The organism is Agrobacterium deltaense RV3 (assembly GCF_900013505.1).
In the GTDB taxonomy this organism is placed as follows: Bacteria; Pseudomonadota; Alphaproteobacteria; order Rhizobiales; family Rhizobiaceae; genus Agrobacterium; species Agrobacterium leguminum.
In genome coordinates this window covers 2,535,370-2,556,653 of record NZ_LT009745.1, presented here as the reverse complement: position 1 = coordinate 2,556,653, position 21,284 = coordinate 2,535,370, and the positions used below count along the sequence as shown (strand labels likewise).

General features: G+C 59.3%; 18 protein-coding genes and 1 riboswitch. Of the genes, 9 read left to right on the top strand and 9 right to left on the bottom strand.

Going from position 1 to position 21,284, the window contains the following annotated elements:
• Positions 1-35 precede the first annotated feature (35 nt).
• Positions 36-1,376: a nucleotide sugar dehydrogenase gene (locus tag AGR7B_RS12930; RefSeq protein ID WP_161987758.1), complete on the top strand. Its 1,341-nt coding sequence runs from the start codon at positions 36-38 to the stop codon at positions 1,374-1,376.
• A gap of 4 nt (positions 1,377-1,380) precedes the next feature.
• Positions 1,381-1,863, top strand: a complete 483-nt coding sequence (locus tag AGR7B_RS12925; protein WP_078052412.1) for a class I SAM-dependent methyltransferase — start codon at positions 1,381-1,383, stop codon at positions 1,861-1,863.
• Positions 1,864-1,897: 34 nt separating this feature from the next.
• Here the strand turns inward: AGR7B_RS12925 and AGR7B_RS12920 are convergent, their stop codons facing one another.
• From AGR7B_RS12920 to AGR7B_RS12905, 4 genes are all read right to left on the bottom strand, one after another.
• Positions 1,898-3,592: an adenylate/guanylate cyclase domain-containing protein gene (locus tag AGR7B_RS12920; protein WP_080856801.1), complete on the bottom strand. Its 1,695-nt coding sequence runs from the start codon at positions 3,590-3,592 to the stop codon at positions 1,898-1,900.
• A 209-nt stretch (positions 3,593-3,801) separates the two neighbouring features.
• Positions 3,802-4,662, bottom strand: a complete 861-nt coding sequence (locus AGR7B_RS12915) for an MBL fold metallo-hydrolase (RefSeq protein WP_080856800.1) — start codon at positions 4,660-4,662, stop codon at positions 3,802-3,804.
• Positions 4,663-4,852: 190 nt separating this feature from the next.
• On the bottom strand, positions 4,853-5,308 hold the full coding sequence (locus AGR7B_RS12910) for a cyclic nucleotide-binding domain-containing protein (protein WP_065656995.1): 456 nt from the start codon (positions 5,306-5,308) through the stop codon (positions 4,853-4,855).
• A gap of 43 nt (positions 5,309-5,351) precedes the next feature.
• Entirely contained in the window at positions 5,352-8,069 is a 2,718-nt protein-coding gene (locus tag AGR7B_RS12905; RefSeq protein ID WP_065656996.1) for an ABC transporter ATP-binding protein, read from the bottom strand.
• Between the two features lie 102 nt (positions 8,070-8,171).
• Between AGR7B_RS12905 and AGR7B_RS12900 the strand changes: the two genes are divergently transcribed.
• Together AGR7B_RS12900 and AGR7B_RS12895 are read left to right on the top strand one after the other, a co-directional pair.
• Positions 8,172-8,375: a hypothetical protein gene (locus AGR7B_RS12900; RefSeq protein ID WP_080856799.1), complete on the top strand. Its 204-nt coding sequence runs from the start codon at positions 8,172-8,174 to the stop codon at positions 8,373-8,375.
• A 38-nt stretch (positions 8,376-8,413) separates the two neighbouring features.
• Positions 8,414-10,219: a serine aminopeptidase domain-containing protein gene (locus AGR7B_RS12895; protein WP_208616030.1), complete on the top strand. Its 1,806-nt coding sequence runs from the start codon at positions 8,414-8,416 to the stop codon at positions 10,217-10,219.
• A gap of 20 nt (positions 10,220-10,239) precedes the next feature.
• On the opposite strand, the gene AGR7B_RS12890 is transcribed toward AGR7B_RS12895, so the two are convergent.
• The 5 genes from AGR7B_RS12890 to AGR7B_RS12870 are packed head-to-tail and all read right to left on the bottom strand — an operon-like array spanning position 10,240 to position 16,028.
• A complete protein-coding gene (locus AGR7B_RS12890; RefSeq protein ID WP_080856797.1) occupies positions 10,240-12,696 on the bottom strand; it encodes a glycoside hydrolase family 2 protein in 2,457 nt (818 codons plus the stop codon).
• Positions 12,693-13,676: a DUF1839 family protein gene (locus AGR7B_RS12885; protein WP_080856796.1), complete on the bottom strand. Its 984-nt coding sequence runs from the start codon at positions 13,674-13,676 to the stop codon at positions 12,693-12,695. The genes AGR7B_RS12890 and AGR7B_RS12885 overlap by 4 nt, the downstream gene beginning before the upstream one ends.
• A 6-nt stretch (positions 13,677-13,682) precedes the next feature.
• On the bottom strand, positions 13,683-14,591 hold the full coding sequence (locus AGR7B_RS12880) for an amino acid--[acyl-carrier-protein] ligase (RefSeq protein ID WP_065657001.1): 909 nt from the start codon (positions 14,589-14,591) through the stop codon (positions 13,683-13,685).
• A gap of 4 nt (positions 14,592-14,595) precedes the next feature.
• Positions 14,596-15,777: an acyl-CoA dehydrogenase family protein gene (locus tag AGR7B_RS12875; RefSeq protein WP_065657002.1), complete on the bottom strand. Its 1,182-nt coding sequence runs from the start codon at positions 15,775-15,777 to the stop codon at positions 14,596-14,598.
• Positions 15,777-16,028, bottom strand: a complete 252-nt coding sequence (locus tag AGR7B_RS12870) for an acyl carrier protein (RefSeq protein WP_003504852.1) — start codon at positions 16,026-16,028, stop codon at positions 15,777-15,779. The genes AGR7B_RS12875 and AGR7B_RS12870 overlap by 1 nt, the downstream gene beginning before the upstream one ends.
• Before the next feature lie 182 nt (positions 16,029-16,210).
• Positions 16,211-16,322: riboswitch (TPP riboswitch) on the top strand.
• A 94-nt stretch (positions 16,323-16,416) separates the two neighbouring features.
• Between AGR7B_RS12870 and thiC the strand changes: the two genes are divergently transcribed.
• The 5 genes from thiC (at position 16,417) to AGR7B_RS12845 (ending at position 21,283) form a co-directional block, all read left to right on the top strand.
• A complete protein-coding gene (thiC, locus tag AGR7B_RS12865) occupies positions 16,417-18,240 on the top strand; it encodes a phosphomethylpyrimidine synthase ThiC (RefSeq protein ID WP_080856795.1) in 1,824 nt (607 codons plus the stop codon).
• Position 18,241: 1 nt separating this feature from the next.
• A complete protein-coding gene (gene thiO / locus AGR7B_RS12860) occupies positions 18,242-19,246 on the top strand; it encodes a glycine oxidase ThiO (protein ID WP_080856794.1) in 1,005 nt (334 codons plus the stop codon).
• Complete coding sequence (thiS, locus tag AGR7B_RS12855; protein ID WP_078052421.1) at positions 19,215-19,412, top strand: sulfur carrier protein ThiS; 198 nt, start codon at positions 19,215-19,217, stop codon at positions 19,410-19,412. The genes thiO and thiS overlap by 32 nt, the downstream gene beginning before the upstream one ends.
• Positions 19,413-19,416: 4 nt before the next feature.
• The gene (locus AGR7B_RS12850) at positions 19,417-20,190 is read left to right on the top strand and encodes a thiazole synthase (protein ID WP_080856793.1); all 774 of its coding nucleotides are present in this window, start codon (positions 19,417-19,419) and stop codon (positions 20,188-20,190) included.
• 88 nt (positions 20,191-20,278) lie between these two features.
• On the top strand, positions 20,279-21,283 hold the full coding sequence (locus AGR7B_RS12845; protein ID WP_080856792.1) for a P1 family peptidase: 1,005 nt from the start codon (positions 20,279-20,281) through the stop codon (positions 21,281-21,283).
• The last annotated feature ends 1 nt before the right edge of the window (position 21,284 follow it).

Here is a 21,284-nt window from a genome sequence, read left to right as displayed (position 1 = left end):
GGCATCTTTTGCACATGCGCGGAGCGTGACACGCTTTGACTTCCCCAGACATTTCCCGGAACCTGCTTTCCAGCATTGAAAACAAAAGCGCCAAAGCGGGGGTGATAGGCCTCGGCTATGTCGGTCTGCCGCTTGCCATGACGATCGCCAGGGGCGGTTTTAAGGTTGTCGGTTTCGATATCGATCCCGGTAAAATTACCGCGATCGAGACTGGGCGCAGTTATATCGAGGCCGTTTCCGACGAGGTGCTGGCGAGTGTGAGGCAGGATGACGGCTTTGTCGCCACCTCGGATTTCTCCAGGCTGGCCGAATGCGATGTCATTGCCATCTGCGTGCCCACACCCCTCACGAAATATCGCGAGCCGGACCTTTCCTATGTCGAAAAGACCTGTCGCGATATTGCGGCATATCTGCGCAAGGGCCAGCTCGTGGTTCTGGAATCGACCACTTATCCCGGCACGACTGACGGGGTGGTGAAGACCATTCTGGAAAGCACGGGGCTTGTCTCCGGCGTTGATTTCTTCATCGGCTTTTCACCCGAACGGGAAGATCCCGGCAATCGCGATTTCGAGACCTCGACCATTCCGAAGGTTGTCGCTGGCGATGGCGAGGCGGCCGGAAAGCTGATGGCGGCATTTTACGGTTCGGTGGTCAAAAAGATCGTCCCCGTCTCGACAAATGCCACCGCCGAGGCGGTGAAAATCACCGAAAACGTCTTCCGTGCCGTCAATATTGCGCTCGTCAACGAACTCAAGGTCGTTTACGAGGCGATGGGTATCGACATCTGGGAAGTGATCGATGCGGCGAAGACCAAGCCGTTCGGTTTCATGCCGTTTTATCCCGGCCCGGGCCTTGGCGGCCATTGTATACCGATCGATCCTTTTTACCTCACCTGGAAATCGCGCGAATATGAATTGCCGACGCGGTTCATCGAACTGGCCGGCGAGATCAATACCGGCATGCCGCGTCACGTCATCGGACGGGTCGCGGAGGCGCTCGATATTCATTCCGGCAAGGCGCTCAGCCGCTCGAAGGTGCTGGTCGTCGGCCTCGCCTATAAAAAGAATGTGCCGGATATTCGCGAAAGCCCCTCTCTGAAGCTCATCGAGCTTATTCAGGAGCGTGGCGGCGAAGCGGCCTATTTCGATCCTCACGTAGCCGAAATCCCGAAAACCCGGGAATATAGCCACCTGATGGGCATGAAATCCGTGCCGTGGGACAGGCAGGCGATCGGCGCTTTCGACGCCGTTCTCGTTGCGACCGATCATGACAATGTGGATTATGCCGCTCTAAGCGAATGGGCGCCGCTTATCATCGACACGCGCAATGTTTTCGCGCGTCGGGATATAGCCGCAAAACACATCATCAAGGCCTGATAACATGAGCAGACTCGATAGTTTCATTCGCCGACTGACCGCGCAGCGCGATATCCTCAACCATGTCGCAGCCGATCTCGATCTGCCGGATGAAGGCGCGCTCATGGAAATCGGCCTTGGCAACGGGCGCACCTTCAATCACCTGCGGGAACTGTTCCCCAACCGCCGCATCATCGCTTTCGACAGGGCCATGGGTGCGCATGCTTCCTCCGTTCCGGCACAGGAAGATCTGGTGATCGGTGAAATATCGCAAACCGCTCCGGCTTTCGTCGGCACGGAAGCGGCGTTCGTGCATGCCGATATCGGCACGGGCTATCCGGAAAAGGATGCGGTTACCCTCACATGGTTGCCCGATCTTGCGGCGGGCATGCTGGCGAAAGGCGGTCTCGCGGTCAGCGGTCTGCCTCTGGATCATCCCATGTTGAAGCCGCTGCCGGTGCCGGCAAGCGTGCCGACGGACCGCTATTTTCTCTATCGCAAGATTTGAGATCGGACACCCCGACAGATGTGTCGGGGCTATCTCATAAATAGCGCTCACTCTCTTCTTTCGAGAGCAGGAAGACCTTCATTTGCGAGTTGCGGCCGCGAATGGCGATTTCTTCGCTTCTGAGATCGGCAATCTCCTGTCCCGCCTGAATGATGGCCGGTTCGGAAACAACGATGGCTGCACCGAATTCCTTGGCCTTGGATTCGAGCCTGCTTGCCACGTTGACGGTATCGCCGATGGCCGTCAGGGTTTTGGCCGCGCCATATCCCATGACGCCGACGATGCTCGGACCGGAATGAATGCCGACGACGACTTCCAGACGGACGGCGAATTGTTTCTCCAGCCCCTCGTTCAGGATTGCTATATCCCGCAATATGGTCGCGGCCGCCTTCATGGCGTTGCGGCAGGCATGTTCCGCGTCCTCACCAAGTCCGAAAAGCGCCATGGCGCCATCGCCGATGAATTTGTCGAGATGGCCTCCCGCCTGTTCGACGGCCTGGCCGACGATGGTGAAATAGCGGTTCAGAAGGAAGACGACATCATAGGGCAGCTTCGCTTCGGAAAGCGTGGTGAAGTTGCGCAGATCGCAAAAGAGGATGGCGATTTCTTCTTCCCGGCCGGGGCGGGCCGGTTGTGCATCGGCCGGCAGGTCGCTTTGCTGGGGCGGCGAAACGAGAAGGGCGATATCAATATCGCTGGTGGGGCGTAGCTGACAGCCGAGCCGGACATCCGAATCGGCATGGATGCGCCTCAATGTGGTTTGCTCGATGTCTCCCGGTGGCGGTAACGGGCCTTTGCTGTTCAGAACCTTGACCCGACAGGTTGAGCAGCGTCCCTTGCCGCCGCAGACGGAGTAATGCGGAATTCCCGCAAGGCGGCTGGCTTCCAGAATGCTGAGCCCGGCAGGTACATGTGCCTGCGCGCCATGTTCATAGCGGATTTCGATTGCCGTCAATCGTTGCCGAAAGCTGCGTAGGCCACGCATGGCGAAAACCAGCATTACCGCGCCGACGAACAACGTCTCCGCCGTGCCGGTGATGAAACGGATCCGTGTTTCCATTTCCCGCTGCAGTGGCAGCTCGTCCTTTTGAATCGTATTGTCGGCAAGTCCAGGCGGCAGCGCGTATTTTTCATCGATTTCCGCCAGCCAGCGGCCGGCATCGCTGAAGCCCAGCAGCGCCAGGAGCGGCAGCATCACGGCCACCGTCATGAACAGCCCGGCTATCCGCGGATACCAGTCCCGGTAGCGCAGCCAGAAATAGAGGCCAATGCATCCGTGGACCCAGATCACGATCAAGGCGAGGCTTTGCCAGGCGCCCTGTATCGGGTTGTTGATCCACAGCCTGCGGATGACCGAATAATAGCCGACATCGATGCCATAAAGCATGTGCGACACGCGGATATTGACGGCGTGGCCGATGATCAGGAACGGGATGGACAGGCCGAAGATAACCTGAAGCGCTTCGCGGAGCGGCATGCGCAGCGTTCTGCGCAGATAAAGCGAGCGCAGAACAAGACAGACATGCACCAGAACCGAACCATAAAAAAGCAGGCTGCTGACGGGGTTAAGCCAGATCAGGCTGAACCATTTTCGCGCCCGTTCGGCGGTATCGATGGAGATGAGTGCGAGGGAGTGATTGAAAAGATGGGAAAATACGAAAGCAAATATGATGAGGCCGGATAAAATCCGGGCGCGTCTCAAATTGGTCTCCGAAAAGAAACGGATCATGCAAATCCCATCATGTGGTCATTCAGCGCAGAATCATCATGTAGTATGCGGTGGCACCCTTATTGCAGGCTGTCTCGTGGCAATATCGTGGAGCAATCGATCGGAAACGGTCAATTGTGCGTGTTCGAACGCCCGCATGGCAAGAGTTGTCGAAATCAGGGTTTCAAAAAAGCGGTCGGACAGGTCGACCTCGCCGGAGCCAGATTGCGTCAGAGCTCGATGATCTGGCCGTCCATGGCCGCGAAGGCGCCACTGAACTGGGCTTTCGCCTGTTTTTCGATAGTGTCCAGTTCTTCGTCGCTGCGGCTTGGGGCGTGGTGGATGAAGCCGACATTTTTGGCGCCGGCGTGTTTGGCGAGGCGGATCGCCTGTTGCCAGGACGAATGGCCATAGCCGCGATAAAGGCTCATTTCCTCATCGGTGAACATGGCGTCATAGAGGAAAAGGTCGACATCCCTGATCAGGTCGAGCACGGTTTCGTCCATATCGCCCGGCTCATGTTCGGTGTCGGTGATGATGGCGAGGGACTTTCCTTCCCAGTCCAGCCGATATCCGATGGCGTTGCCGGGATGGTTGAGCATTCCTGTTCTGATCGAAAGGCCGGGATGCACATCGAGCGTATCGCCCGGCATGAAGTCCCGCGTGTCGATTTTTGCGCAGCAGATTTCCAGCGGCACGGGAAACCACGGCGGGCTCATGAAGTCCTTGAGCATTTCCCGGGTGGTCATCGTGCCGGCGAGGTGGCCCGACCAGATGGCGACATCGTTGGAGCTGTTATAAAAGGGCTTGAAATAGGGGAAGCCGACAATGTGGTCGTAATGACAATGCGAGAAGAACAGGTTGACGTCGGTAATGCCTTCCGCCCGCAGCGCAAGGCCAGCGGGATGCAAGCCCGAACCCGCATCGAACAAAAGAACGCGATCGCCGCATCTCACCTCGATGCAGATGGTATTTCCGCCGTATTTTCGGAAGTTTTCACCTGAAACAGGAAGCGTTCCCCGCGCACCCCAGATCTTTACCCGAAAATTTCTATTACTTTCCCGACTTGCTGTGTCGGAATCGAACGCCATGACACACCCCAATAACAACGGAATCTTGCACGCTTTCCTCCCATGAAGCCCGTTGTCTCTATAGATTCTTATATCCGCTCGTTTCTGGCGGACGCCTTTACCCCTTATTCAGTCAGCATTTCATTTATATTGCAATAGTACGACATTTATTTTTCCAATATCGCCATTCAAGGTAGCAAGGAATCGTCGTTTATGTCCGGGCACCTGCCCGCGCTTTGCTCAGTTCCGCCGTCGTCTGGGTAAGGCGTTCGGCCAGAACGCGCATGACCTTGATCGTGATGTCGGGGAAATCGGACATGAGCTTGAAGAACTGTTCCTTGCCAATGCGCAGGGCTTCCACATTGGTGGAGGCGCGAACGGTTGCGGTTCTGACGCTATCGCAGAGGATAGCGATTTCGCCGACAATGGCATTGCCGGTCATTTCGGCCACTTTCAGCGTGCCCGAAGGGGAATCGACCAGAACATCGACTTTTCCGGTCAAGACGACATAGGCCGCATCGCCGACATCTCCCTGACGAAACAGCACGTCGCCAGCATGATAGGACACCCGGTCGGATGCGAATGCCAGTAGTTTGAGCTTTGACGGTTCCATTTCCGAAAAAAACGGCACCCTTTTCAGCATCTGAATTTCGTCTTTAAACAGCATTGACTTACCCTGTTCTTGTTCCACCTCGGTCACCTTCTTGGATTTATGTTGCGACCATGTCCTTGAATGTACCGTTTTCCTCGGCGAGAGTCTCGTAACTTCCGTCGGCGGTGATCAGGCCCTGGTGAACAACGATCACCCGCTCGAACATGCGGGAGAGCGTCGCGTTCGACAGAACCCATATGATCGACGGGTTATTGTTGTTCTGTTTCAGGAGTGTGATGACCCGCTCGACAATTTCCTCCTGTTGTCGGGGATCGAGGCCGGGAAGAGGGCGGTTGAAGACGTAATAATCGGATTTGCGGATCAGCGCCCGTGCGAGATTGAGCTTCTGGCGCTGGAGCGGGCCAAGCCGCTTGCCGCCCGCGCCGAGGTTAAAGTCCAGGCCCACCGCCAGCACGCGTTCATAGACACCCTGCTTGCGCATGACATCGGCGACGATGCGGGTGATGCGCCGCGAGGCGTCGGTGTAGCGATGGCTGACCTTGCCGAACAGGATATTGTCCAGCAGGCTGGTAGCGCTCATATATTTGGTCGGATCGTAGATTTCGATCACGTTTTTCAGGCTGTCGGGCAGGTTCTCATGGAACATGTGCCGGACTTCGACGATCCGCTTCATGATCTCCGGCGACAGCAGGCCGAAACGCTGGCGAGGCTCGATGTAGAAAAAGCTGAGCCGCAGCATTGCGCGCTTTTCGCTTTCATTGGCCTCGTCGAAACTCCGGCTCTGAAGACGTTGCAGCATCTGCTGATAGACCGGAATGTCGTCGGGCGTCATGAAGGTGAGCTGCTGGAAGAAGGGGTGGTCTCCCGGCAGGTCAGCGAAGATTTCCACGATGTTTTCGGCAATCGTGTAACCCATCTCGAACAGGGTTTTTACGAGGCCGGTTTCGCGCATCAGGGAGCGGAAATAGTCGCTTTCGATGACGGTTCGGATTGTCTGGGAAGAATCCCGCATGGTGCCGAACAACAGGTTTTCGCCGACCGTCGCCTCGCTGTTATAGCTCTCCAGTTCAAAGGGTGCGATGAGGCCGCTCAGATTTTCCTTTTCGAGCTCCGCACGCAGCACATGCCGCAGCTCAACGATGCGCGCGGCAAGATGCAGGTCGGTCAAAGGGTCGATCGAGGACCGCAGCGCAAACTCCAGAATATCCTGCGACAGTTCCACGCTGTCGAGGACAGCCAGAATGGCCTGGATGAGATTTTCCGGCCTGCCGTCGCCGGCCGGGCTCGAAGCGTAGTCAATCCATTCGCTGTTGATATCGATCAGCGGATTGCCCGCCATCTTTGCTTCGCGGATTTCCCACTTGCGATGTTCCAGCGCTGCCCCCTCATAGTTCCTGTCCGCGAGCGGGGCGTGTTTGAGGCCGTAAAGCAGGTTGTCCTTCAGGCTGGCGTGGAAGAAATAGCTGTCCGAGGACACATAGGAAATGCGCCGCCCGGTCAGCGATTCCGGCAGTTCCAATATGTCGACGTCGTTGATGCTGATCTTGCCCGAGGTTGGCCAGAGCGTGCGGCCGATTGCATCCGCCAGCGCCTCGGCCCCCGAGCCGCCGACGATGGCGATCACCTCGCCCGGCTCGACCTTCAGCGATGCCTGTTCCAGAAGCCGGCTGCCGCTGTCGTCCTCCAGCGTCAGATTGGCGACGACGATCGGGGCGCTGATCGCCGCGACTGCGCCTGGAGACAGTTTCTGCACCTTCTCGTCGATCATGTTCGGGGCATCGAACTGCTCGAAGACCTGCTCGTATTTCACCTGCACGTCCTGACGCGCCTGATCCCAGTCGATCAGTTCCTTCAGCGGTCCGGGCAGTTCCTTATAGGCATTGATGACGGCGACCAGCTGCCCGACATCGAGGCTGCCCTTCAGTGTGAGATAACCGCCGAGCGCATAAAAGAAGAAGGGAGTGAGCTGTGCGAGGAAGTTATTGATGAACTTGACCAGAAACTTCCACTGGTAGAGATCGTAGCGGATCTTGAAGATGTCGCCGAGACGGTGTGAGGCATCCGCCCGCTCGTAATTCGACGTGTCATAGGCATGGATGGTGCCGATACCGTCAACCATTTCGCCGATGCGTCCGGCAAGCTGGCGGGCGCTCAGCTGCCGCTGGCGGCCAAGCTCGATGAGGCGGCGGCGCATTTTGGGAATGATGCCCACCTGAATGGCAGCCATGAAAGCCGCGATCAGGCCCAGCCAGAAATTCTGAACGAGAATGAAGAAGAGCGCGGAGAGCGCCTGGCCGCCGAGAAGGGCCGGCTGCACGAAGGCGTCGCCGGTAAATCCGCCGAGCGGCTCCACCTCGTCCTTCACCATGCTGGAGATTTCCGCGCCTTTGACCCGCTTGAAATGGGAGGGTGGGAACCGCAGAATCTTGTCGATGAGTTCGAAGCGGATGCGCCGCAGAAGCCGCTCGCCAAGGCGGCCCTTATAGGTATTGATGTAATATTTGAAGAGCCCGTTTATGATGACAAGCGCAAGGAACGTCAGGCTGAGCGCCATCAGCATCGACATGCGGTTGAGCTCGAGCCCGGGGAATAATGTCACGGTGCCCCAGTAGGGAATATCGACCGTGAGATGCATGAAAAGCTGCGTCGCATTCGCCCCTTCGAAACCGTCCCCCTGAATTGGGCCGTTGACGATCTGCTTGGGCAGATCGAAGGCGAGGAAATAGGGGATCATCGACAGGGCCACGATCAGCAGAATGAAAAGCTGCTGCCGCCTCGTGTGCGACCAGATATAACGCGTAAGGCTTTGTTCCATATAAAACTTCTATGACCTGTCGGGCGTGGCCCGGCGTGTTGGTTTGCGCGGTGTCTAGACGATCCGGTGGCCGGGTGGCGCAACCTCCTCCTGCAAATAGGTATGGGACTCGCTATTTATCAGTATATTCAAGCGGTTTCGAGTAAAATAGCGGCCCCGCCTGGACTTGCCCGCCATCTCGGCGTTCGTTTTTGCAACGTGCGGGCGGCAATGGATATAAATGCGACTATATTTTTAGACTTCTCTAATGTTGTTGTTTTTATTGTAGATCAGGCGGTAAAACGCTTCGATACAATGATCCCGTAATGGTTGAGCCAGGCACTGGCGCAATGATGGCAAGGCGGATGGCGATAGATATTTCAGAGCGTACAGGCAGCGATCCGTCTCTTGATGCATTGTCGCTTTCCGGCATTGCCTCGAATGGGACGGTTGCGCATCCGGTCTCTTTTGATGGACTCACCGGGATTTTCCATCCGGCGCGCAAGGACGTCAGACAGCGCCACGCCGTTCTTTTCGTCAGCCCATGGGGCATGGAGGAGCTGTGCAGCCGCAAGTTTCAACGGGTACTGGCCGAGCGGCTGGCCGCTTGCGGTGTCGCCAGCCTGCGATTCGACTATCTGGGCGCGGGTGACGCCTTCGACCCTGACGATGCGGGCCGTGCAGCGGACTGGATTTCCGACGCGCGCTCGGCGCTCAACTGTCTGAAGCGTCTTTCCGGCTGCGCCGAAGTGGTCGTTGTCGCTCAGGGCCTTGGCTGCCTGATTGCTGCAAAGGCGTTTGCCGATGTGGCTGAAGTGGGTTCCATGGCGCTTCTGGCGCCTGTGGTTTCCGGCCGCGCCTATCTGCGTGAGCTGGCGATGTGGTCCTCCATGATCGACGATGGCCTCGGTCTCCGGCCCGCGCAACGGATGACGGAGGCGGGATCGATTGCCGGTATGGCCATGCCTGCCGGTGTTGCGGATGCGATCAGGAAGGCCAATCTTTCAAATCTGACCGCTGCTCCGGCGCGCAGCATTCTGGCGCTTTCCCGGCCGGGCCGCGTAACCGATGCCGATTTCGCCAGGCATCTCGTTGCGATGGGCGGTGCGGTGGAGGAGGCGGAGTTTTCAGGTTACGACGATCTCGTTTCCAGCCCTACGCTTTCGAAAATATCCGACGATGTGGTCAACCGGCTGGTCGATTGGGTTCTCTCCCAGACCCATGCCGAGAGTCCGGCGATCCCCCAGGAGGATTTCACAGTCAATGCCCCGCAGCGTGGGCGCGGTTTTGTCGAGCAGCCGGTGCAATTTGGAGAAGGCGGGCGGCTTTTCGGTATTTTTTGCGGGCCTGACGACCGGGAGGTGGTTTCTTCGGTTCTTCTGCTTGGCGCCGCCTATGACCGGCATGCGGGTTGGGGCAGGCTTTCCGTACAGATGGCCCGTGCATTGGCGCGTGAGGGGGTGGCATCGCTTCGCTTCGATGCGGCCAATATTGCCGACAGCCCTCCGGTTAAAAACGTGCCCGAGCAGGTTCTTTACGATGCCGCGCAGAACGACGACGTGGCTGCCGCGCTCGATTTTCTCGGCAAGCGCGGCAAGGGGCCTTTCATTGCGGCGGGCCGGTGCAGCGGCGCTTATCTCGCTTTCAACGGCGCAATCGCCGATGAGCGGATCGGCGCCGTGGTCGCGGTCAATCCGGTCGTCTTCCATTGGCGTAAAGGCCGCTCGGTGGATGAGGCCCTGCATAAACGCCCGCGTTCCTTCGGGGAGTACAGCCAGCGTTTTCGTCAGGGCGCGACATTCAAGCGTCTCATCAGCGGCGATGTCGATGTGGCAAGTGCGGGGCTGAACATCGTCAAGGCGACGATCAAGAGGCTTTCGACAAAAACGGCGAGGCTGTTCCGCAGGGGCAGCGAGGAAGGGCGTGCCGTCTATGGCGCGTTCGACAAATTGAAGGCGAATGATACCGCCGTTCATTTGCTCTACAGCGACAACGACGATGGTCTGGAACATTTCCAATATTACTTCGACGCCAATGGCGAAGGACTGGCCGCCTATAAGAACGTGTCGCTGACCATTATTCCCGATGCCGATCACAATCTTTCAACGCCGGAAGCCAGACAAATCTATATCGACGCGGTGAAGCGGCTGGCTCTCGAGCATTTGCGGTAAAAATGCCTGGCCGTCATGCCCTAGAAGGAAAATCGCCGGCTGGAACCCAGTGACTCGACCTCTCCGGAAGGAGGGGCTTCCGTCGCCGGGGTCTCCGGCAGGAGGCTGATCTTTCTCGTTTCGCCGGGGCCGAGATGGAACCAGTTTTCCGAGGCGTAATAACCCTGCACCTCGACATGGACGGACTGCGCCAGCCGGTCCGTGCCGATTTCAAGAGACCAGTTGCCGCTCGTTTCACCGATCGCGACCTGAAGGTTCGCGGCGTGCAGCGCCTTTTTCCGACCGAGAGGGAAATGGAATGCGTCGGCGATCACGTGTCCTGTCGCAACGTCGCGAAGCCGGGCGACCGTTACATCATGGGACGGAGGGCCGAAACGATAGGCATAGGTCGTATCGAAAAAGGCGCCGAACAAATCTGTTGCGGCAATGGTCTTGCTCTTTCGCGGCGAAAGCGTGAGCGGTCGTTTGGCGTGGACGACGGGTTGCACACCTTCGCGCAGGCAGGTCAGTTCCAGCATGGCTTCGAGGCCGCCGCCGGTCTCGTTGACGAGGTGTATATCCAGCCCGTTCGTGCCCTCATCGGAAAAAGTAACCTGAATGGGGCGGAACGCCCTTTTCAACGCGTGCCAGACGGATTTGGGCCTGCCGGTCGCATCGATGACACCCCAGCCTGCGCCGGGAACGAGATCCTGCAGGGTCCAGACCAGAGCGCCCTGACAGGAGGAGCCGCTGCGCCGCCATTCGGCGAAAGTCGCCTCCATGACCTCGGCCGTGGCGGCCCGGGACATGTCGAGATAAAGGCCGCCGTCTTCGCGACGCAGAACATCCGGTTCGACGTCGTAGAGCAGCTTTAGATAATGGTCGCGAACATCCTCGAAATCCCAGGACGCCCCGCGATCGCGCGGTGCGCGTGCCTTCCATCGCGGATCGTGCACGGCCACGCCGGGTAGATATCTGTCCAGCGTTTCCTGTTCGGGAATATTGGCGAAGGCGAGGCATTCGGCGGCGAAGCGCAGATCGGCGCGGCGCGCATCTTCCAGCGGGCGGCAATAGGCGCCCACGCCGTAATAATGGCCGACCCCGACGTTGGGAAAAAAGGGCAATGCGCCGCCGGAGGGGGAATTGGCGACATAGGCTGTGTCCGGCCGCTTCTCGGCAAGGAGTTCCGGAAGAACCTCCTCGGTGAGCGTTCCCTTCCATATCTGTTCCGGCAGACCAAGCATCGCGCCCTGCTGGTACATTTCACTGCCACCGCAGAAGACGGTGAGCGATGGAGAAAGCGCGGTGGCTTCGAGGAACTGCGAGATTTCCGTGACGATATGCTGGCGCAGGCTCTCGTCCTTTGCCGGGTAATCGAAATTGGCGAGCATGGCGTCCTGCCAGACCATGATGCCGAGTTCGTCGCAAAGCGCGAAAAATTCCGGAGTCTCATAAGCCATGGTGCCGCCGATGCGGATCATGTTCATGCCGGCTTCCGCGGCTTTTCGAAGCCATGGCTCATAATCCGCCCCGGTTCCCGGCAGGCGCACAATATCGGCCGTTGTCCAGACCGCGCCACGGCAGAAGACCGGCTGACCGTTCACCGTGAGGCCGAAACCCTCACCGTCTTCGCCATGATCGATCTCGACCCGCCGGAAGCCGGTACGCCCCAGCCTATGTTGTTCGCCGTCCAATTCCAAAAGCGTGTCGTGCAGCGCAGGCCTGCCATGGGTGTGCGGCCACCATGTTTCGACTTCGGGTATATGGAGTTCGCCGGAAAACTTGCCGTTCTCATCCCTGGAAAGATCGGCGCTGTAACCCGCGCAGCCAAGCCGTGCCGATTTTATGGGCCGGTTGGTTTCCAGCGAGATGGCGACCGTTCCCGTTCCTGCCTCGTCCAGCGAAGATCGGAGCGTGCAAAGCACCGCGTCCTGTCTGATCAGACTGATGGGTCGCCATGGGCCGGCGGCGTGGATTTCCGGGCACCAGCCGGGCATGTAACCAAGTGCGGTGGTACGAATCAGCCGCAACCCCTGCGTATTCATCATCTGCGGCCGCCAGCGGGCGCGTGGACCGGTTTTTTCAAGCCTCGGCGCAAGCGCCCGGAAGCAGATGCAAAGCTCGTCCGCGCCTGTGAGTTCGACCGGCACTTCCAGCCTTTCGAACATGCTCTGGCTCGCGGTGATCAGCTCGCCGTTGAAGAAGATTTCGGCAATGGTGGAGAGACCGTCGAAGCGCAGGGTGGCGCGTTCGCGCGTTTCGGAAATCATCGTCAGCCGATACCAGGCATCCCTGTCATTGAGAGGCGCCGGGGCAAGGCGGTCAAATTTTCCAGCCGCTTCCAGAGCCTGCGCCACCGTGCCGGGAACGGAGACGTGAAGGCTTTCAAGCGATGCGGGAATATCGGACGGCGTCTCGCAGGCATCGGCGGGCGTCAGCGTCAGCGTCCAGCCTTCGCTCAGCAATTCCTCGCTTTCGCCGGGAAGATAAGTCCTCACGCGGCCTCGCTGGCATCAGTGAGTTTAGTCGAAAGCGCTTCCATCACACCATCCCACGCATCCGCTGCCGGATCGAGCACGGTGGCCAGCGCATCAAATTTGCGGCGCGTGACGGCGCGGGCGAGCTGGAACTGCACGGTCTTGGCAACCTCGGAAATCTTGAGCGCGTGGTCTCTTGCTTCAGAAAAACCCTCCGCGTCCAGCCATTCGAAGTGGCTTGCCGCCAGTTCGAAATTGGCGCCGAGCTGGCGCAGCGTGTTGAAGGCATATTTGTGGAAAAAGCCGAAGGGTCGGTCAGCGACCTTTTCCACCTGCGCCGGAAAAACGCCGGCAAAAGCACGGACCGGGTTGGCGGAGGGCCGTCTGGAAAAATGAAACTTCAGGAGCCGTTCGGCCGTCTTGCGAATATGTGCGGGCGAGGGGCTGCTATCCGCGAATTTTGCAAATTCGGTATAGGGCAGGAAAGGCGGGTCGGTCTCGGCCAGATGATGCTGGAACAGGCCGTCAAAATCTTCGCCTGAAAGGTGGAAGAAGCCGGCGTTATGGAAATAGTCGAGTTCGCGCTTCGCGAGGTCGAGCCGGTTGATGGCGATGGTGGTCTTGCCATGTTCCTTCCGGTAGCCCACTCCATGGGTATCCGGCATATAGAAGCTGTCCATCTCGATCAGGCAGATGCGGCCGCGTGCGAGCTGCGCCTCGATGTGGTTTTCCACGCTGTCGAAGATCGCAAGTTCGGTGGCGCGAACGCCATAAAGCGCCTCGAGGTCTTCCAGCGGCACCTTGAAGAAGGTGAACTGGTCGCCTTCGAAATCCTGCGTGAGCGTGAAACCGAACATGGCTTCCGGCGGCAGACCTTTCGAGGCCAGCACCTCGATCCACAAATCGATGTAGCAATTGGTCTCCGGCCACATTCTCTCGGAGGAATGGAGCGGATGCTGCACATAGTTTTTGGGATCGAGACCGGGAAAAATCTGCCGCATGAATGATCAGCCCCAGAGCGTTTCCACGACCTTCGCAGGCCATTTCTTCACGTCGAGACCATGATGGGCAAACAGCGCCAGCGCGATGCGCTCAAGGCCGAAACCGACGCAGGCGGTGTGGGCGACATCGCCATTGGCGAGGTTGAGGCCCCATTTCTGGCCGAAGGCATCCTGATGATAATTGAAGCTCATGCAGGCCGTCGGGCTGGTCGTGGATGTGACCGGGATCAAGAGCTCGAATTTCAGGTTCTGGTCGCGCTGATTGTTGGCCAGCATTTTGCCGGCGCGGCCGAAGAAGGGATCGTTGGCGACATCGATGGTGACGTCGAGCCCGACCGCTTTCATCATCTGCACGCCGCGATCCATCCAGGTCTGGCGGAATTCGGTGACGTCGGATTCGGTGCCCATGCAAACATATTCGCGCATGCGGAAAAGCTGCTGGCGGGCCGGGTCCTTGGAGGGTTCATGGCGGAAACAATAGGACTGGATGTCATAGAGACCGCCGCCGGCAGGCAGTGCGCCGCGCTTGGCAATCGTCGGATAAAGCGGATAGCAGGCCGCCGGCGTCAGCACGATGTCTGTCGCTTTCTGGTCCTTGGTCCAGTCGCCGCCCTCGTCCATGGTTTTCAGCAGGCTGACATGGTCAAGCTCACAGCCGCAGAAGGAATGGACCGTGCCGGCGAGCTGTGGGAAGCTCTTCATATAACCGCTCTTTTCAAAATAGGCGCGGTTGATGCCGGGCGGAAAGCGGATCGCTTCGGCGCCGTCAGCGCCGCCCGTGCGGTCGATCAGCCTCTCGAATGCGGCAATGACATCCTCGAACTGGCCGCTGCGTCCATAAAGACCGTCCACACCGGTTTCAATCAGCAGGCCTTCTTCGAACAGTCGATCGAGAAACGATGTTTGCATGTCCATGGTTTTATCCCAAGAGGCTGGTGTCCTGCTTGTGAACCAGCAGGAGATTGGCGGAATTGCCGAGAATGCGGTCGTTGGAAATCATCAGGCGGGCGGAATGCGCGTCGCGCAGGTGGCGACCGAGGCTATAGGGCGTGCCGTTCTTGTAGCCCATGATGCCGCAGACCAGCATGGCATGGTCGATGATCTCGAGAATGGTTTCCGAAGAGCAGATCTTCACATTGTTCATGGCGACGGCAAAGGCCATGGACATCAGTTTTTCGGGGTCGCTCTTGGTGTCCTCGTAAGCCTTTATGCCGGCGATGATGTTGGATTTAACGACCTGCAGCTTGGTGGAGACCTCGGCAAGGCGGATCGCGCCGGGAGGAGCGGTGCCGGGCGATTTGCGCGCCGCGGCTCTGACGAATGACTGGGCGCGCAGCACCGCATCCGAGGCGATGCCATACCAGACGGCGCTCCACAGGAGATGCGAGCTTGCAAGCATGGATTGTGCGGCGATTTCCGCAAAGGGTTTCGGGAATATCTGCGCCGCCGGCGCTTCGCCACGAAACAGGAAGCCGTCCGAACAGGTGCCGCGCATGCCGAGCGTATCCCAGACATGGGTCTTTTCGAGCGTGTACTGGTTTTTCAGAAAGACCGTCATCACCTGATCGGCGGGCGCGGCATCCTTGTGGGCGCGCGAGGTGATGAGGATCGCATCGGCATTGCTGCCATAGGAAATGACGGTGGCGTCCTTTTCCAGCCGGCAGAAATCGCCTTCGACCTCGATTGCACAGATGGAGTTGCGCAGATTGCCGCCAATGCCGCCTTCGGTGGTGGCGGAGCCGAGCAGAAGCTGTTCGCCGGCGATGCGGCTCATGAAGCCGGCATGCCATGCGCTCGTCTCGCCGTGTTCCACCAGGCTGGATGCCTTGATATGGTGCATGGCGAAAATCATCGCGGTTGCCGAACAGGCCTGGCCGAGCCGGGCGCAGATATCGGCGATCTCCTGTAAGGAAGCGCTTTCGCCGCCCAGCGAAGAGGGGACCTGGATGCCGAGCAGGCGTTCCTGTCGCAGCGCATCAACGGCTTCCTGCGGAAAGCGGCCGGTGACATCCACATCATCCGCGTGTTTGGCGGCAATTGCCGCGACACGGCCCGCGCGCGCGGACAGCGTTTCATCCTGCGGCGCTACGGTGACGTTCATCAGGCTGCCTCTTTACCATCCAGAATGAGCTTAACGGTGTCTTCAATGGCTTTGATGCTGGCGAAGGACTTGCGGTTCAGCAGATTGTCGGGGAATTCGATATCGAATGCTTCTTCGATGCCGAGCATCAATTGCACGGATGCAAAGGAAGAAAGGCCTGCCGCATAAAGATCGGCTTCATCTGCAATCGTATCGACAGGTGTTGGAAGCTGGCCGAATTTGGCCAGTATTTCACGAATAGTCGCGTTCATTCCGACGTATCTCCCATGAATTTCACATCAGGATGGTTTGTGCTTATCGTTACGTTGCAAACGATAATATTCGCCTAAACCGTTAGGTTAATTACAACTAACGGCAGCATGCGCCATTCCCGCACCTTTGCCAAGCATGGATCGTCGGCCTTGACAAATGCCGGTCGGTGTTTTTTGCTGTGGCCATTCACCAGGGGTGTCCCGTCAAGGGGCTGAGATTCTGCTTTCATGCGCAGTGACCCGTTGAACCTGATCCAGTTCATACTGGCGTAGGGACGGTGCAAAGACCGAAGGTCGGCTGGCGTGTGCATTGCGCTGTCGGCGCTGCGGTATTTTCCATCATTCCGGCTCGAACTGGGTCTCCACTGTCAAACTTTGGAGCCTCAAGATGAATATCGCTGCCAAGAATATCCCGTTGTCGGTTACTACGGGGCCGCATGCCGCCTCTACCAAAATCCACAAAGCCGGGATTTTACATCCCCATATCCGCGTGCCGATGCGCGAGATCGCCGTTCATCCGACGGCGGGTGAACCGCCGGTGACGGTTTACGATTCCTCCGGTCCCTATACGGATCCTTCGCATACCGTTCAGATTGAAAAGGGCCTGCCGCGTCTGCGTCATGACTGGATCGTGGCGCGCGGCGATGTCGAGGCCTATGACGGCCGGCACGTCAAGCCGGAGGATAACGGCTTTGCCACCGGCGAACGCCTGACGCCTGAATTTTCCGTGCGCCACCAGCCGCTCAGAGCCACGGCCGGTAAAGCCGTAACCCAGCTCGCCTATGCGCGGGCCGGTATCATCACGCCGGAAATGGAATTCATCGCCATCCGCGAAAATCTCGGGCGCGAGGCGGCCAAGGAAAAGTTGGTGCGCGACGGCGAAAGCTTCGGGGCGCATATCCCTGACTACGTCACGGCGGAATTCGTGCGTCAGGAAGTGGCGGCCGGCCGCGCCATCATCCCTGCCAATATCAATCATTCGGAACTTGAGCCGATGATCATCGGCCGCAATTTTCTCGTCAAGATCAATGCCAATATCGGCAATTCCGCCGTCACCTCCTCCATGGCGGAAGAGGTGGAGAAGATGGTCTGGGCGATCCGCTGGGGTGCGGATACAGTCATGGACCTATCTACCGGCCGCAACATCCACAATATCCGCGAATGGATCATCCGCAATTCGCCGGTGCCGATCGGCACGGTGCCGCTTTATCAGGCGCTTGAGAAGGTCAACGGCATTGCCGAAGACCTGAACTGGGAAGTGTTCCGCGATACGCTGATCGAACAGGCGGAGCAGGGTGTGGATTACTTCACCATCCATGCGGGCGTGCGGCTGCATTACATCCCGCTCACCATCAACCGCGTCACCGGCATCGTTTCGCGCGGCGGCTCGATCATGGCCAAGTGGTGTCTACATCACCATAAGGAGAGTTTTCTCTACGAGCATTTCGACGAGATTTGCGATATTTGCCGTGCTTACGACGTCTCCTTCTCGCTGGGCGATGGCTTGCGTCCCGGCTCGATTGCCGACGCCAATGACGCCGCACAATTCGCGGAGCTGGAGACGCTCGGCGAGCTGACGCAGATCGCCTGGGCGAAGGATTGCCAGGTGATGATCGAAGGCCCCGGCCATGTGCCGATGCACAAGATCAAGGAAAATATGGACAAGCAGCTGAAGACCTGCGGTGAGGCGCCCTTTTATACGCTCGGGCCGCTCACTACCGATATTGCGCCGGGTTACGACCATATCACCTCCGGCATCGGTGCGGCGATGATCGGCTGGTTCGGCACCGCGATGCTCTGCTACGTCACGCCAAAGGAACATCTCGGCCTGCCGGATCGCAACGACGTGAAGGTCGGCGTCATCACCTACAAGATCGCCGCCCACGCCGCCGATCTCGCCAAGGGCCATCCGGCGGCACAGGTGCGGGACGATGCACTGTCGCGCGCGCGGTTCGAGTTCCGCTGGGAGGATCAGTTCAACCTGTCACTGGACCCGGATACGGCGCGCTCCTTCCATGATGAGACCTTGCCGAAGGAAGCGCACAAGGTCGCGCATTTCTGCTCCATGTGCGGGCCGAAATTCTGCTCGATGCGGATTTCCCACGATATCCGCGCCGAGGCGCAGAAGGAGGGGCTGGAGGCCATGGCCGCACGCTTCAAGGAGGGCGGTGAGCTTTACATGCCGCTCGCGACCCCTGCGGATGCCGAATAGCATGCGCGTTCTGGTCAAGGGAACGGGGGTCGCCGGTTTGACGGCGGCCTTCGAGCTGGCGCGGACCGGTGTTACCATCGAGGTTTGCGAGCGCAATGCCGAACCCTCTCGCGGCGCATCCTGGTATGCGGGCGGCATGCTGGCGCCCTGGTGCGAGCGTGAAAACGCTGAAGAGCCGGTTCTGACGCTTGGTCGGGCGGCGCTCGACTGGTGGGATGAAGCGACACCCGGCCTTGTCGTCCGTAACGGCACGCTGGTCGTTGCGCCGGCCCGCGACAAGGCGGAGCTTTCGCGTTTCGCATTGCGGACCGCCGGCTATCGCTGGGTGGATGAGGGCGAAATCGCCGCGCTGGAGCCAGATCTTGCCGGGCGGTTTCGTTCCGGGCTTTATTTTCCGGATGAGGGGCATCTCGATCCGCGTCTTGCACTGAAATCGCTGCATGAACGGCTCTGCACCATGGGTGTGCAGTTCCATATGGGTATCCCGTTGGATGAAGAGCCGTTCGACCGGGTGGTGGATTGCACTGGTTCTGCGGCAATCGGCGGGATTTCCGATCTTCGCGGTGTGCGGGGAGAGATGCTCTATCTCGCCACGCGCGAGGTTTCCCTGTCTCGCCCTGTCCGGCTGCTGCATCCGCGTATTCCGCTCTATATCGTGCCGCGCAAGCCCGGTCGTTTCATGGTGGGCGCGACGATGATCGAGACGGAAGATGCGGGCGCCATTTCCGCCCGCTCGATGATGGAGTTCCTGAACGCCGCCTATGCCGTGCATCCGGCTTTTGCGGAAGCGGAAATCATCGAGACGGGCACCGGCGTGCGCCCCGCCTATCCCGACAATCTGCCGAAGGTCACGCAGGATGGCCGGACAATTTTCATCAACGGCGCGCACCGGCACGGCTTTCTGCTATCGCCGGCGATGGCGCGGCAGGCGGCTGAAATCGCCTGTCAAACTCTCTCTCAAAAGGAACGGGATCATGAAACTTCTGGTGAATGGCGACGAGCTTGATCTCGCCGCCGAGACGCTGGCCGGCCTGCTCGCCAGCCTCGAATACGATGGTGAGTGGCTGGCGACGGCGGTAAACGGCGATCTGGTGCATTCGGAAGAGCGCGCCGATTATAAGCTGAAGGCTTTCGACCGTATCGAAATCCTCTCACCGATGCAGGGAGGCTGAAACCGTGCTGACGCTTTATGGCCGCGAGGTCTCGTCCCGTCTCCTGCTCGGCACGGCGCGCTATCCGTCGCCTGCCGTGCTTGCCGATGCCGTGCGGGCGAGCAATACGGATATTCTGACGATTTCACTGCGCCGGGAAACGGCGGCTGGCAAGAAGGGCGGTCAGTTTTTCGAGCTTATCCGTGAGCTGGATCGCCAGATCCTGCCCAATACTGCCGGTTGCCACACGGTCAAGGAAGCGGTGCTGACGGCAAAGATGGCCCGCGATGTGTTCCGCACTAACTGGATCAAGCTGGAGGTCATCGGTCATCACGACACGCTGCAGCCCGATGTCTTCGCTCTTGTCGAGGCGGCGAAAATCCTCTGCGACGAGGGTTTTGAGGTCTTTCCCTATACGACGGACGATCTGGTCGTCGCCGAGAAGCTGCTGGAGGCAGGCTGCAAGGTCCTGATGCCCTGGTGCGCGCCAATCGGCAGCGCCATGGGACCGCTCAATCTGACGGCGCTAAAATCCATGCGGGCGCGTTTCCCGGATGTGCCGCTGATCGTCGATGCCGGTATCGGCCGCCCGTCGCATGCCGTCACGGTGATGGAACTCGGTTACGATGCCGTTCTGCTCAACACGGCGGTGGCGGGCGCGGGAGACCCGGTCGGCATGGCGGAGGCTTTCGCCCGCGCCATAGACGCCGGCCATCAGGCATATCTCTCCGAGCCGCTGGAGCCGAGGGACATGGCCGTTCCCTCGACGCCCGTGATCGGAACGGGTGTTTTTTCCTGATCGCGGCTTGTCGTCGACATAAGGCACCTCACGTTTTGCGTTGACAGTGCCTGATGGTGGCGGGATACCGGGAGAAAAGGGAAACGGCATGGCAGCACTCACCAATCTTCTGACGGATATCGGCGGCGTTTCGGTCGGCAATGTCACCGATCTTGCCCTCGGCTCCGGTGTTACGTCGATTGTTTTCGAAAAGCCCGCCATCGCTTCCGGTTCTGTTTTGGGTGGTGCGCCGGGCGGGCGCGATACCGGCCTGCTCGACCCGACGATGACGGTGGAAACGGTGGATGCCTTCGTGCTGTCAGGCGGTTCTGCCTTCGGGCTGGATGCGGCGGGCGGCGTTCAGGCGGGGCTGCGCGAAATCGGACGCGGCCTGCAAGTGGGTTCCACCCGCGTTCCCATCGTGCCGCAGGCGATCCTGATGGATCTGCTGAATGGCGGCGACAAGGACTGGGGACTGCATTCGCCCTATCGCGAGATGGGATATGCGGCCTTCAAGGCGGCGCGTCCGGAGCCCTTCGCGCTTGGAACGGTCGGGGCCGGAACGGGTGCGACGACAGCCACCTTCAAGGGCGGGCTCGGGTCGGCAAGTGCTGTCAGTTCCGGCGGTTATAAGGTGGCCGCCATCGTTGCCGTCAATGCGCTCGGCTCGGCAACCGTTGGAACGGGCCGCCATTTCTGGTCCGCGCCGTTTGAAGTGCAGGGTGAATACGGCGATTGCGGTTTTCCCGAGCGTTTCGAGCCGGATCATACCGCGCTGCGCCTCAAGGGGGTCAATCTCACGGCAACGACCATCGGTGCGGTGGTGACGGATGCCGCGCTGACCAAGGCGCAGGCGCATCGCCTTTCCATCATGGCGCATGACGGGCTGGCGCGCGCCGTTCTGCCCGCCCATCTGCCAAGCGACGGCGACACCATGTGCGCGGCCGCGACCGGTGAAAAGCCGCTTGAGGGCGGCGTTCATTTCGCCGAGCTTTGCCATCTGGCGACCATCGTGATGGCGCGCGCGGTCGCGCGTGGCGTCTATGAGGCGACGGCCTTACCGGTGGATGGAGCGCAAAAGGCCTATCGCGATCTTCATGGACGGAGCCTTTGAA

Bases quoted from the DNA above. Each gene is read 5' to 3' on its own strand.
- AGR7B_RS12925 (WP_078052412.1), top strand. From the start codon at position 1,381: ATGAGCAGACTCGATAGTTTCATTCGCCGACTGACCGCGCAGCGCGAT.
- AGR7B_RS12920 (WP_080856801.1), bottom strand. From the start codon at position 3,592: ATGATCCGTTTCTTTTCGGAGACCAATTTGAGACGCGCCCGGATTTTA.
- AGR7B_RS12915 (WP_080856800.1), bottom strand. From the start codon at position 4,662: ATGGCGTTCGATTCCGACACAGCAAGTCGGGAAAGTAATAGAAATTTT.
- AGR7B_RS12910 (WP_065656995.1), bottom strand. From the start codon at position 5,308: ATGCTGTTTAAAGACGAAATTCAGATGCTGAAAAGGGTGCCGTTTTTT.
- AGR7B_RS12905 (WP_065656996.1), bottom strand. From the start codon at position 8,069: ATGGAACAAAGCCTTACGCGTTATATCTGGTCGCACACGAGGCGGCAG.
- AGR7B_RS12900 (WP_080856799.1), top strand. From the start codon at position 8,172: ATGGGACTCGCTATTTATCAGTATATTCAAGCGGTTTCGAGTAAAATA.
- AGR7B_RS12895 (WP_208616030.1), top strand. From the start codon at position 8,414: ATGGCGATAGATATTTCAGAGCGTACAGGCAGCGATCCGTCTCTTGAT.
- AGR7B_RS12885 (WP_080856796.1), bottom strand. From the start codon at position 13,676: ATGCGGCAGATTTTTCCCGGTCTCGATCCCAAAAACTATGTGCAGCAT.
- AGR7B_RS12880 (WP_065657001.1), bottom strand. From the start codon at position 14,591: ATGGACATGCAAACATCGTTTCTCGATCGACTGTTCGAAGAAGGCCTG.
- AGR7B_RS12875 (WP_065657002.1), bottom strand. From the start codon at position 15,777: ATGAACGTCACCGTAGCGCCGCAGGATGAAACGCTGTCCGCGCGCGCG.
- AGR7B_RS12870 (WP_003504852.1), bottom strand. From the start codon at position 16,028: ATGAACGCGACTATTCGTGAAATACTGGCCAAATTCGGCCAGCTTCCA.
- thiC (WP_080856795.1), top strand. From the start codon at position 16,417: ATGAATATCGCTGCCAAGAATATCCCGTTGTCGGTTACTACGGGGCCG.
- thiO (WP_080856794.1), top strand. From the start codon at position 18,242: ATGCGCGTTCTGGTCAAGGGAACGGGGGTCGCCGGTTTGACGGCGGCC.
- thiS (WP_078052421.1), top strand. From the start codon at position 19,215: ATGAAACTTCTGGTGAATGGCGACGAGCTTGATCTCGCCGCCGAGACG.
- AGR7B_RS12845 (WP_080856792.1), top strand. From the start codon at position 20,279: ATGGCAGCACTCACCAATCTTCTGACGGATATCGGCGGCGTTTCGGTC.